General features: G+C 65.0%; 9 protein-coding genes. 6 read left to right on the top strand and 3 right to left on the bottom strand.

From position 1 onward, the window contains the following. Positions 1-6: 6 nt before the first annotated feature. A complete protein-coding gene (locus tag ACVK00_RS05190) occupies positions 7-1,005 on the bottom strand; it encodes a fatty acid desaturase family protein (RefSeq protein WP_229050617.1) in 999 nt (332 codons plus the stop codon). A 50-nt stretch (positions 1,006-1,055) separates the two neighbouring features. On the opposite strand from ACVK00_RS05190, the gene ACVK00_RS05185 reads away from it, so the two are divergent. Further along, positions 1,056-1,940, top strand: a complete 885-nt coding sequence (locus ACVK00_RS05185; protein ID WP_228908710.1) for a metal-dependent hydrolase — start codon at positions 1,056-1,058, stop codon at positions 1,938-1,940. After that, on the top strand, positions 1,937-2,857 hold the full coding sequence (locus ACVK00_RS05180; protein ID WP_228908711.1) for a hypothetical protein: 921 nt from the start codon (positions 1,937-1,939) through the stop codon (positions 2,855-2,857). Before ACVK00_RS05185 ends, ACVK00_RS05180 begins: the two co-directional genes overlap by 4 nt. On the opposite strand, the gene ACVK00_RS05175 is transcribed toward ACVK00_RS05180, so the two are convergent. Further along, positions 2,845-3,951: a hypothetical protein gene (locus tag ACVK00_RS05175; protein ID WP_228908712.1), complete on the bottom strand. Its 1,107-nt coding sequence runs from the start codon at positions 3,949-3,951 to the stop codon at positions 2,845-2,847. The two genes, ACVK00_RS05180 and ACVK00_RS05175, sit on opposite strands and share 13 nt — an antisense overlap. Positions 3,952-3,955: 4 nt before the next feature. Next, positions 3,956-4,645, bottom strand: a complete 690-nt coding sequence (locus tag ACVK00_RS05170; RefSeq protein ID WP_228908713.1) for a hypothetical protein — start codon at positions 4,643-4,645, stop codon at positions 3,956-3,958. On the opposite strand from ACVK00_RS05170, the gene ACVK00_RS05165 reads away from it, so the two are divergent. From ACVK00_RS05165 to ACVK00_RS05150, 4 genes are all read left to right on the top strand, one after another. After that, positions 4,644-6,203, top strand: a complete 1,560-nt coding sequence (locus ACVK00_RS05165) for a fatty acid desaturase family protein (protein ID WP_284888525.1) — start codon at positions 4,644-4,646, stop codon at positions 6,201-6,203. The two genes, ACVK00_RS05170 and ACVK00_RS05165, sit on opposite strands and share 2 nt — an antisense overlap. Before the next feature lie 686 nt (positions 6,204-6,889). Next, positions 6,890-7,123: a hypothetical protein gene (locus ACVK00_RS05160; RefSeq protein ID WP_228908715.1), complete on the top strand. Its 234-nt coding sequence runs from the start codon at positions 6,890-6,892 to the stop codon at positions 7,121-7,123. A gap of 200 nt (positions 7,124-7,323) precedes the next feature. After that, positions 7,324-8,325 (top strand): FHA domain-containing protein, encoded by a 1,002-nt coding sequence (locus ACVK00_RS05155; protein WP_228908716.1) that lies wholly within the window; start codon positions 7,324-7,326, stop codon positions 8,323-8,325. Next, positions 8,322-12,371, top strand: coding sequence for a TOMM system kinase/cyclase fusion protein (locus tag ACVK00_RS05150; protein WP_284888526.1), 4,050 nt, complete (start codon positions 8,322-8,324; stop codon positions 12,369-12,371). Before ACVK00_RS05155 ends, ACVK00_RS05150 begins: the two co-directional genes overlap by 4 nt.

Genomic DNA, 12,371 nt, shown 5'->3' with positions numbered 1-12,371 from the left:
CTCTCGTCAGAAATAGGTCTTTTCGAGCTGTGTCGGATCGCTGGGCAAACGCCGGGGCGCCTCGAACACATGCAGCCAACCGTACCACAGCGGTCGCGTCTCCGCCGCGTCGGAGCATGCATGAAGCTCCTGCCAGCGCAGGCTCGGATGCCGGTGATGCGTCAGGTTGTAGTTGAAGTTGAGGAACGCCCAGCGGATCATTGTGGGGGCACGCATGTTGTATGTGCCCTCGACAACGTCGAGCGGCGTGTGCATGTGATACACCCACTGGAGCGACGACCACGAAAACGCGAATGCGAGGTAGGCAAGCGCGATGTCGAGCACGCGCCAGTCCAGCAATGCACCCAGTGCAATCCACGCGGCCACGCCTGCGAGGGTTTCGTATCGAATTCGTCGAAATTCGGCCTGGTCGAAGTCTCTGAACGCAGCCGCATACGTGTTGTCGTGTCCGTACTTCGCCCAACCATGCGGGATGCGACTCGGAAGCACGGCCAGGACGAAGCTGCCCGCGAAACTCGCGAACCAGATGCCGCCGACGATCGCCGCGTAGTATTCGATTCGCTTGCGCCACAGCGAAGCGTCCGGCTCGACGAAGTCCACCCGCTCCGCAGGTGTTCGATTCCGCACGTGGTGACCGAGATGATTCACGTGGATCAGCGTTGCCGCGGCGCCGAACATCGTCGATGCCCACCACATCATCAAGTAGTTGACTTCTCCGCGCCGATGCCCGAAACCGTGGAATGTTTCGTGCATCATCGAAAACACACCTTGCATGATCAGGCAGAACGGTACGAGCGACACCCAGCGCAAGGGGCTCGTACCGTGCGACAGCCACGTCAGGATGCCGGCCCATACAACGCTCTGTAGCGCGAGCACGCAGAGATTCAGCCGGTCGAACCGTCGCGAACGATTATCTATGGCGCTTGCATTGGCAACGAACATACAATTCGGACATGGATGGTGGCGGCGACGCAGAGCATACCTTCGATCGCCATCATCGAACAATACGCCCGCCTGCGCTGACCCTGCGCGTTACGCCACGATCGGCCACGACCATGTACGCCAAACGAACCGACGATTCAATGCATGAACGCTGCAACGACGCGGCAGACATCCGTCGGCGCAATCCGCGTTTTTGTTTTGCCGACCACATTCCTCGCTATTGGTATCGTGACAACCGCCGCGTGACGCGCTTTTTCGACGCGTTCTCGATCATGTTTCCGCTTGGCGAGAAGTTCTTTGTCGATAGCGTGAGGCAGTACTGCGACGCGCTGCCGGCCGACGGCACGCTCGCCGCGCAAGTGGATGCTTTCCTGTACCAGGAAGCCGCTCACATCCGCGAGCACCGCGCGTATAACCGGCGCCTGGCTCGCCAGGGCATGCCGGTCGACGCACTCGAGGCGCTCATGCGGAGACGGCAGCAACAATGCCGGCGTGTCGCGTCGCCGTTGCTTCAATTGACCTTCACAGCATGTCTTGAGCACTACACGGCCATTCTGGCCGATCTGCTATTGCGCGATCCGGCCATTCTCGACGGCGTCGACCCGTCGATGGCCGCGATCTGGCGGTGGCATGCGATAGAGGAAACCGAACACAAGGCCGTCGCGTTCGACGTATTTCGCGCTTGCGGCGGCGGCGCGATCAAGCGCTATTTCATGCGGACGGCGGCGATGCTCGGCGTCACGGCATGCTTCATCGTCGATCTGGGCTATTTTATCGTCCGTCTCGCGCGTGCCGACCGCGACGCCGGCAATTGGCGAAGCTGGGCACAGCTTGGCTGGTGGCTATTCGGTGCGCCGGGCATCGTTACCCGCGTGCTGCCCGCGTGGCTGGCATGGTTCTCGCCGCGTTTTCACCCTGCCCGAATCGGGAATCCGGCCACGCTGGCTGCTGCCCGCGCGGCGCTCGCTGCCGATGGCGTGACAACGGAGCCGGCATGAGCGCACGGTGTCCGGCATGGTCGCCGTCCGGCTTCGACGAGTGGCGGCAACACTACCCATCGACGCCGTTCGAACCGGCACCCGCAGCACTCGACTGGACCCGGCGCTTCATCGAATGTTGGCACGCGCATGGCGCCCACGCATCCCGGGACACGGTCATCGTGCTAATTGCGGGACTCTATTCCGAGTGGATACCTGCCTGCTTCCGGCATGCTGCGCGGGCGTTGCGTGCCGCGCGGTACCCAATCCTGCGTGTGCCGGTCCGCTCGTCGCGCGCGGTTGCCGAGCAGGGCGCGCATATCGTGCGCAACCTGTATGCGCGCCTGCCCGCTGATCGCCGCTTTATCGTCCTTACCCATAGCAAGGGCGGGCTCGATGCATTGGCGGCGCTGCATGCGGATTCAGGGCTTCGTGCTCGCTGCGACGGTATCGCACTCGTTCAGCCGCCCGTCGGCCCCAGTGCGATCGTCGACGGCCTGCTCGAGCAACGGGGGGCGCGCATCGATCCTGCATGGTTGGGTCGAGCCGCCGGGAGATTGCTGCGCACACGCTGGCTGCATGCAGGCTCGCGCGATATCGGCAGCGGGCGCGACGCGGGCATCGCGAATCTGTTGTCTGCGGTGCCCGGTGGCCTGCACTGTGTGCATGTCGTGAGCTGGTCGATAGAACGCACGTCCCGGTTCGACGCACATCACTCACGCCTGGACCGCTACCGTCCCGGTTGTGCGCATGACGGACAGTTCTACCTCGACCACCAGACGATTCGCGGCATGCCCCAAGTGTGCGTGCCGCATCTCGACCATGGCCAGCCTGTACTCGGAGGCGCCGGCTTCGATGCGGGGCGTTTCTGGCTTGCACTCGTTGCGCTCCTGAACGACACGCGAGCGGCAGCGGTCGCGAGCGGTCAGACGAGATAAATCTCGAATCCCGGGATCGCTTCGGTGCCGGCCGGATCGAGTGCGCTCGCGCCGGGCGTGGATAGCGTGTATAGATCCATCGGCAGTGCGGTGTACCGATAGCCGCGCAAGGCGGGCCATAGAGGATCGTGATCGTACAGGCAAAGCTGCAGCAAGGCGTAGCGGCTCCGCTCTCGTTGCCAGACCGCATCGAGCAGTGCCTGTGCGATGTCCGGGTCGCGTCCGCTCACATGCAGATGAGTCAGGTAGATGTCCTGAAGCGGCTGGCCGGGTGCTGCGATGGGAGGGCGTCCGAGCAACGGCGCGATGGCGTTGAAGCCGTGACGCAGCGCACCGAGCGAGCGCGGCAGACGTTCCAGGACGATGCGCTTGATACGTCCTGCATCCCACGGAGCAACGCAGCCCACGATACGCCGCTGCGCGTTACGTGCAACCAGAAAGCGCTCGATTCCGAAGTCGGGCCAGGTGTTCAGGCGGCGCGCGAATTCGTCCGCCGTAAAGACGCAACCGAAGGGGTGGGAACGCGACTCCTGGTCCAGGAACGCGCGGAGCGCGTCGGCATCGGCGGCCGACGCGTTCGTGATCCTGACGGAGCCGGCACTCCGCGCAGCAATACGCCGCGCATAGATCGATACGTTACTGTAGCCGCGCCAATGTCGAAATCCGAGCCGGGTTCGCTTGCCTGTCTTGAATAGCGATTGCGTTGCGATCCGGTTGTCACGAATGACGCAGCAGTACGTATGCTGTACATCTTCGTGCCGGGCGAGATCGGCGAGGCGATCGACGACATAGTCGACCCACGTGTGCGCTAGTTCGCGATCGGGTGCGATGCGCAAGTCGCCGAGGTAAGCGATGCGCTGTTTCTCGCTGGCGACGTAGCCGTCGCGAACGACCATGCTGGCTATTCCTTTGACGCGCCCGGCGCTGTCCTCCGCGAGCCAGGTTCGATAGTCGTTCGAATGACACCGATGCAATGCGAAGTAATCCGGTGAGCGATCGAAGCGAAGCGGCATCCCGCTGAGCATCGCGTAACGTGTTTGAAACGCGAGGAGCCGTTCGTTGTCGACCGCTGTGGCTAGCCGGATCCGCGTCATTGGCTCATTCACCGGTGAAGATTCGTCTTGCCATCGGGCGTAGGTTTTCCGGCGTCAGTTCACACAGGCAGACGAGCTCGTTGCCGCACGCGTATTCTGGATTGCGTTCCAGAAAATAGGCGACATCCGGCAGCCGTCGATGCACGTCCGGCACTTCGGCGAGGGCTGGGGCGAGGCGGCCTTGCGGTACCGGAAAATTGAGCACGCCGGACGCGGCGTCGTATGCGTGACCGAAGCGCTCAACTGCCAGATGATCGAGCAGTGCCTGATTCACGGGTTCAGTCGGTCGGTCGAATCGCGGGGTGAAGTCATGCGCGAATGCTCGCAAGTAGCGGTACGTACGATGCCCTTTGCAGATCAGAAACCAGTATAGTGCCACGTCAGGCGAGTTGCGTTTGAGCTCACCGGCGAGTCGAATCCAGCAAAACGCGAGTTGCTGGCTGCCCCAGCAGGCCGGATCCACGATCGTGTCGCCGGAAAACAGGATGCGCAGTGTGGTGTCGCACCACTGCTGTTCATATAGTTTCAACGTGGAGAAGCCGCGCAGCCTGCCGGTGTCATCGCGCATGATGACGCAATGTGTCTTGTCGTCGAGATCGTGTTCGAAGCGTGCCTGTTCCGTATCCCGGTAACAGGTCGAGTAGAGCGCGTACATATGTGCAATGTCGACGTCGCGCAGCTGCGCACGTGTCATGGAACTGGCTCGAAGCGGCATAGCGTCGTTATTCATGCGAGCTGAAACGATTTATGATGATACGCGATTGAGCCGCTCCTTTTTTCACATGCGCGCCATACCTCCTGTTTCCGTCTCCTATATACCGTCGGCGTTCGACGCGTGGCGCTGGCTGGCAATCTATGTCGTCGTGTCGGGTGCACTGTACTTCTGGGTCACACACGCGCCGATGGCACCCGTGGCGCTGTTGCGTCCGGGGCCGTACGATGCGGTCATTCCGCGTGTGTCCGCCAGCGTGCCGCTTTATTTGAGTTACGCGCTCGTGATGCCGTCGATTGTCTGGTTCGGCCGATGCCGAAATTGGCTGCTGCCCGCGTTTTTCGCAGGTGCGCTTGCCGCAGGCCTGTGCATCGTCAGTCATCTGTTATGGCCGACTGCCGTGAGCCGGTCGCCGGCTGCGACAGGATGGATCGCGTGGCTGTATCGGATCGACGCGCCACTCGCCGCGAGTCCATGCGGGCATGTTGCGCTGCCTGTGGCTGTAACCGTGGTATTGGCTGCGCTACGTGTCCGTGCAGCGCGCTATTACGCTGCGTGGAGCGCAATGCTGGCGCTCACGGTCTTGACGACCGGACAGCATCTGCTCGCGGACATGCTCGCGGGACTCGCACTCGGCATTGGCGTTGGCGGTGCGACGACCGTGCTCATTCGTCTCGACGTTGACCTGCGTACGGCCGCCGCATTGCTGCTTGAATGGCTATGTATCGTAGTTACGCTGCGAGTTGCGTTATCGGTGGGGCATTGGGGAGGCTACCTCGTCGCTGCCGTTGTTGTCGCGACCCGGCAACACGCGTTGTTCATTTTGTATCACGACGCGACACACTATCATTTGACCCGCCGCCGTTTCGCGAACGACTTTCTGATCAACTTGGCAATCGGCGTACCGGGACTCGTGCCCATCGAATTTTATCGCCCGCTGCATCTCGCACACCATCGACACGTCGGGACTGCGGAAGATCCCGAGCGGAATTATCTGTACCACGCGCAGCCATGGAAATTCGAGCCACTCGACACACTCCCGCTCGTCCGGCAACTGCTCGGTGATTTGCTCCTGGTCAACATGGTGAAAAACATGCGCGCATACCGGCGTGCGAACGGGCGTGGTGCGTCCATGTCACTGCCGCTGCTTACGGCGATAGCGACATGGGGCATCCTGCTCGTGCCGCTCGTGCATGCATGCACAGTACGCGAACTGTTGACGCTTGCGGCGCTTTGGTTCGTTCCTCTCGTGACAATCGGGGCGCTGGTGCAGAAGATCCGTAGTATTGCAGAGCACAGCGGCGGGCCGGGTGTCACGGCTGGCTGGAATGACTGGACTTATTCGTGGCGCGTCGGGTTACTGGGCCGCTTCTTTATCTGGCCGTACAACATCAACTATCACCAACAGCATCATCGCGAACCCGCCGTGGCGTGGCATCGCTTGCCCGGATTGCGTGCGTCTGACGAGCCGGTTCTGTCTTCGCGGCAATTGCTTGCATTGCTCTGGTCGTGTGCCTCGCGCCGTGGTAGTCAAAGATAGAAAAAATCCCTTCCACGACGCGATGAAGTTTCCCATCGGTCCTGGAGCGAAAGATCGGCACGACCCGTTGCGATCCGTCTGACGCGTGCCGCGCAACCATTGCACGCGGATCGCGTCATTCGACGGGCGCATTTCGATGCACGACCCGATCGTGAGTTGAGCGCAGCCATTGTCTTGACGCGCCATGGATTCATCAACCGTAGTGCGAGGCTTTGTCCAGAACGACGGGGTCAACTCCACACCAATGCGCCGCGGCCATCACCAGCCCTTTACGGGATTGACGTTGGCGTGACAGAGCAAGGAAAGCATGGATGCTGCGCGGATGGAGCGGATTCGATCTGCAGGCGGCATTGAGATTGCGCGGCCCAACGGAAGCGCAAATCTTTCCTGTCGGCGCGTTCCGTCGATATTGTCGTCGCCCCGCTCCCCGCTCCCCGCTCCCCGCTCCCGGCGCCCGGCGCCCGGCGCCCGGCGCCCGGCGCCCGGACGACCGGTGCCGGATCCGGCGTGGCGGTCATTCAATCAATTGATCGTGACGCACGCGCTTGCCGATGAGATCTCCCGAAACATCCGAGTGGCGCAGCAGAATTTATGAATAAATTAATCAATGTCGATTATAAGAACATAGATGACCATTGTTTGAATTCAGGAAATTATCTAATTTAATTATCGCCCGATCAAACAAATTGTCCGCGACAGCAAAGGTTGTCGAATTCACCTCGTCATTCAATGACGTCGTACCGTTGCAGCGCTTGTCTGGTGGTCATTTGCGCGGCGATGAAGAATTTCGACCCTTTATTTGCGACCCTGAAAATTCGTCGAAATGTGAAGCATTGCAATATAAAGCCCCCGCGCTGGGTATTCCGGTTGCGATGCGTGATTTAATTTGGCAGGATTTTCATCAGGTTTTCCGGTTTTAAAACAACAAAGCGCTCGACAATTCAATTTGCCGAAATAACGCGCGGCGCGCCGGGCAACGATTGGAAAGGACGCTGACCAGAAAAATCAGGTAACGAGGCGGCGAACGGTCGGCACCGTTCGCGATCATTGAATCAATCGCTTGTCCGGTCGCGTCGATGCGTCACGCGAGCGATCCGGGCGAATCCGACACGGGGCGGCCATGGCGACACTCAAGAACGATTCTTCCGGAGAAGCATGCCTGCTCCGCGCGTATCACGTGTTCGGCCGCGACGACGCGCGCTGCGACACGGTCATCCGGGATGGGTCGGTGTCGCGTGTCCATGCCCATATCCGCTGGGTCGGCGGGCTCTGGGAGCTTCACGATCACAGCAGCAACGGCACGTCGGTATCGGGCGTGGCGTTGCGCGACGGCGAGCACGCGGTGCTGCAGCGAGGCGACGTGATCCGGTTCGGCAGGGCCGGCATTGCACCCTGGCGTGTCGATACGCTCGACGATCCGGCCGATACGCTATGGCCGATACGAGGTGCCGCGGCCCCGATCGTGCTCGCACCGCGCCAGATCCTGCCTGCGCCGGCCGCGCAGCCGGTCACGATCGTCCGTTCGCCGGCCGGTGAATGGCTGTGCGACGACACGTTGCCGCCGCGCGCGCTCCACGACGGCGATGAAGTGTCGACCGGCGACTTCGCGTGGCGCCTCGCCCTCGTGCGCCACGGCTCGACGGTGATGCTTGCCGCACCTGCCGATCCGGCCGGGCCGGCGCAATTGCTCGAATTCTTCGTCAGCCGGAACGAGGAGCACGTGCGCATGCTGCTGCATGTCCGCGGCGGCGTGGTCGACCTCGGCGAGCGTGCCCATCACTACAGCCTCGTCACGCTCGCCCGCGCACGCTCGGCCGACATGCAGGCCGGCTACGACGCCGCCACGCAGGGATGGATCGAACTCGACCGGCTGGCACGCATGCTCGGCATCGATACGTCCCATGTCAACGTGCAGATTCACCGCGCCCGGAGCCAGTTCGCGGCCTTGCCGGGCCTGGGCGCGAGCCAGCTCGTCGAGCGCCGGCGCGGCAGCGTCCGTTTCGGCGATTTTTCGTTCCGCATCATGCGCGGCGAGCACCTCGAATGCCAGTCGGTGCCGGCCGTCGGGCCGCGTATCGGCGTGCAGCGCGCGGCGCCGGCCCCGGTTGTCCATTGCCCGTGAACGCGCGCGAACCGGCCGTGTTGCCGACCGCATTTCGCCCGCCAGCCGGGCCGGACGCCGTTGCGCCGCACCAGCATGCCGCGCCTTTCGCGGCGCTTGCCGGCAAATGGCATTACCGGCTCGGCGCGCTGCTCGGCGAAGGCGGCAACGGCGTGGTGTTTCGCGCGACCTGCAACGAGACGGGCCAAGATGTCGCGATCAAGCTGATGCGGGACGATGCCGCGCTGAGCGCGGCGGAGCGCGCGCGCCGGCGTGCGCGCTTCCGGCGCGAGACGAGCCTGTGCGAGGCGCTGCGGCATCCGAACATCGTGGCCCTGCTGGACCAGGGGGAAGCGCCCGACGGGCGGCTGTTCGCCGTATTCGAGCTGGTGCAGGGCAGCACCGTGCGCGACCGGCTCGCGGCACAAGGGCCGCTGTCGGCCGTCGACACGGGGGGGCTGATGACGGAGGTGCTCGACGCGCTCGCGGCCGCCCATCGGTGCGGCATCGTGCATCGGGATCTGAAGCCGCAGAACATCGTGATCACGATGGCCGATGACGGGCCGCACGCGAAGCTCCTCGATTTCGGCATCGGTGCGTTGCTGCCCGGTACCGAAGACGTCGCGCGCGACACCGCGACGCTGGCGACCGAGGTGCTTGGCTCGCCGCCCTATTGCGCGCCGGAGCAATTGCGCAACGAGCCGCCGACACCCGCAAGCGATCTTTATGCGTGGGGCCTGATCGTGATCGAATGCCTGACGGGCGATGTCGTCATGCAAGGCGCAAGCGTGGCCGACATTCTCTACCAGCAGCTGAGCCCCGTGGATGTCGCGCTCCCGCCGTCGATCGCGTCGCATCCGCTCGGCGCAGTACTGCGACACGCACTGAACAAGAATCCGCAGCAGCGCGCCGCGTCGGCCGACGCGCTCGCGGCGCAGTTTCGCGCGCTCAACTTCGCCGCGCTCGTCGGCCAGTTCGATGCCGGTCGCGCGGGCCGGCAGATGCATCCGCGCCCGCTTGCACCGCACGGCGAGACGATCCCCGCGCTCGGCGAGTTCCGACAGATCACCACCCTGTGCTGTTGCGTGACGATCGCCGGAGAGGGGCGGCAACGCCATGCTGGAACCGAGCACGGCAATGCGCTCGACGGCTACGAGGAACAGTGGCTGACGAAGTGCGCCGATATCGCCATCGGTTACGGCGCGCACGCAGGCGGACGGCTCGGCGACACGCTGCTGTTCCATTTCGGCCTGCAAGGCGATATCGACCGGCCCGCGCGCCGCGCGGTGCGTGCGGCGCTCGACATGGTGCGGGTAGCCGGGCGTGCGCTGCTGCCGGTGCCGGCGGCGGCCGGCGGACGCGTTGCCGGGGCAGGAGACAACTGGCGGGTCGAAGTGGCGGCCGCGATTCACGTCGGGCAGGCGCTCGCGCATGCGTCGCACATGTCGGGCGGCTCGACGCCCGCCGCGGCGTCGCGGCTGCTGCGGCTGGCCGGGCCCGGACAGATTCTGATCAGCGACGATGCGCGGCTCGCGCTCGAACGGCATGCCGATGTCCGGCCGACCGCGTTGCGGCTGGCGCGGGCGGGCCTCGTGCCGCAGCCGGTTCACGAGTTGCTCGGCGAGCGGCACGCCGATACGCCGTTCGATTCGCTCGACGCCGGCCTGCGTGCGCCCATGGTCGGCCGCGCGCGCGAGCTCGACGCGCTGCTGCGCGCGTGGCGGGAAACGCAAGGGCGCCTTCGTCGTGCGATGCGCGGCGAGCCGGCGCCGCACGGTGTGCCGCGGCTCGTCGTCGGCGACGCGGGGCTCGGCAAGTCGCGGCTCGTGCACGCGCTGTGCGAGGCCGTCCAGGCCCGGGGCCACGCCTTCGCGCATTGCGGGTGCCTGCCCGAGCGGGAGAACCACGCGCTGTTTCCGGTCCTGCGGTTCATCGGCGCGCATTGGCATATCGATGCCGATAGCCCGCCCGGCATCGCGCTCGCGGCGATCGACGCGATGATCGCGCCGCTCGATTGCGATCATGCGGCCGCCCGTGTCGCGCTCGCGACCTGGCTGGGGCTGCCCTGCGATGCGAAGGGGCTCCTGTGGTCGAGCGTGCGCGAGCAGCACGCGTTGTTCGATGTCCTCGAGCAACTGATCGTGTCGCTCGGCAACGGCGCGCCGGTCTTGCTCGTGATCGAGGACGTTCAATGGATCGATCGCTCGACCGAGGACTTTCTCGCGTATCTGCAGCGCTCGCCGCGCGCGGCGGCCCTGTGCATCGTGCTCACGTCGCGCCCCGACAAGCTCGCTCGCTGGCGCGGCGCGACCGACCGCGTGGTGTTGCGCCGCCTGCCGCGCGACGATGCGCAGCGCCTGCTGTCGGCGCATCTGGGCGAGGGTACGTTCGATCCGGCGTGGCTCGACCAGCTTGCCGATCGCACGGCGGGCATCCCGCTGTTTATCGAGGCTGTCGCGCGCGAGTTGACGATGAGCGGCGCGGACGGCTCGCCCGCGGGGCCGGGGGCAACGGACCCTTATCCGCTTCCGCTCAGTCTCGGCGGCATGCTCGGTCTTGCATTCGACCGGATCGACGGCGCGCGCGACACGGCGCAGCTCGCCGCGACCATCGGGCTCGAGGTGGATGCGCAACTGCTCGCCGACGCATCGCCGCACGACCGGGCCACGCTCGACGCGCATCTGCGGCTGCTGCTCGAAGAGCGGATCGTGTATGCGCAGCATCGGCGCGATCGCGTGTTCTATTCGTTCCGCCATGCGCTGATTCGCGATGCCGCGTATGAATCGATGCCGCCGGCCGTGCGGCGCGGCAATCACGCGCGCGTCGGCCGTGCGCTGGTCGCGCAAGCCGATCGCGGCGCCGGTGCGCATGCGTTCGGCGTCGCCGGGCACTTCGCGCGCGCAGGCGCTTGCGCGGAGGCGATCGCGCACGGCATCGACGCGGCGCGCCGCGCACTCGAACGTTCCCGGTACGACGACGCGATCCGCTACGGGCAGACCGTGTTCGAGTGGCTCGGCACGGCCGACTACGCGCAGCGCGAGCATGACAGTGCGCGTATCCGCGTCACGTTGACGCACGCGACGATGGCGCGATTCGGCTGGGCGGATCCGCAGGTACGCGAGCATGCGGAGCAGTTGCTGCGGCACATGCAGACGCTCGACGATCCGGAACTCGAGATCAGCGCGTTATGGACGCTGTCGACCTACTACCACGTCGCAGGCGATCGTCCCACCGTGCGCGGGATCGGCCTGCGGCTCGACGCGCTCGCGACCGAGCGCGGCGATGCCGGCGTTCAAGTCGCGGCGGACGCAATGCGCGGCATGAGCCTGTGGGTCGACGGCCACTATGCGCGCGCCCGCGCCGCGTTCGACGCGGTGCTGGCCGGCTATGACGTGCGGCGCGACGCGGGCCACCGGCGCATCCTGGGGCTCGATACGCGCGCGTGGACGATGGCATCGCTCGCGAGCGTGCGCTGGTGCATGGACGACGACCCGCAGGCCTCGCTCGCGATGGCGCGCGAAGCCGTATATTGCGCGACCTGCCTCGACCATCTGCCGACGCTCGGCGTCACGATGCTGTACCTCGCACGCACGTACCAGCTCGCGGGCGATCGCGACGCGGCGCGATCGTTGTCGGCAGCGCTGCTTCGCCTGTCGGAGGCGCACCGGCTGCGCGCGGTCGGGCACTACGCCGCGATCATCCATGCGTGGACGCAAGCGGATCGCGCGGGCGTCGTCGCGCACCTCGATGCGCAGCGGCAGTCGGGCGGCCTGCTCGGGCTGACCTACTACGCGTCGCTGCTCGCCGAGCTGGATGCCGGGCGCGGCGACTACGACGCCGCGCTCGCGCAGATCCGGCAATGCCTCGCATGGTGCGAGTCGACCGGGGAACGGTATTACGAAGCCCAGCTGTTGCTGAAGCAGTGCGAGTACCTGCGCCGGGCCGATCCGCGCTGCGGCGGCGTGGCCGCGCTGGACACGTGCCGGCGCGCAGTCGAAATTGCAACGACGGCGGGCATGGGCCGGATCGCCAGGCTCGCCGAAGCGACGTTGCAGTCGTTGCCGTAA

The sequence above is a fragment of the Burkholderia sp. PvR073 genome (assembly GCF_054055695.1).
This window is presented reverse-complemented; position numbering and strand designations above follow the sequence as displayed.

Excerpts from the sequence above, each read along its gene's own strand:
- ACVK00_RS05185 (WP_228908710.1), top strand. The coding sequence starts at position 1,056 with ATGTACGCCAAACGAACCGACGATTCAATGCATGAACGCTGCAACGAC.
- ACVK00_RS05180 (WP_228908711.1), top strand. The coding sequence starts at position 1,937 with ATGAGCGCACGGTGTCCGGCATGGTCGCCGTCCGGCTTCGACGAGTGG.
- ACVK00_RS05175 (WP_228908712.1), bottom strand. The coding sequence starts at position 3,951 with ATGACGCGGATCCGGCTAGCCACAGCGGTCGACAACGAACGGCTCCTC.
- ACVK00_RS05165 (WP_284888525.1), top strand. The coding sequence starts at position 4,644 with ATGGAACTGGCTCGAAGCGGCATAGCGTCGTTATTCATGCGAGCTGAA.
- ACVK00_RS05170 (WP_228908713.1), bottom strand. The coding sequence starts at position 4,645 with ATGACACGTGCGCAGCTGCGCGACGTCGACATTGCACATATGTACGCG.
- ACVK00_RS05155 (WP_228908716.1), top strand. The coding sequence starts at position 7,324 with ATGGCGACACTCAAGAACGATTCTTCCGGAGAAGCATGCCTGCTCCGC.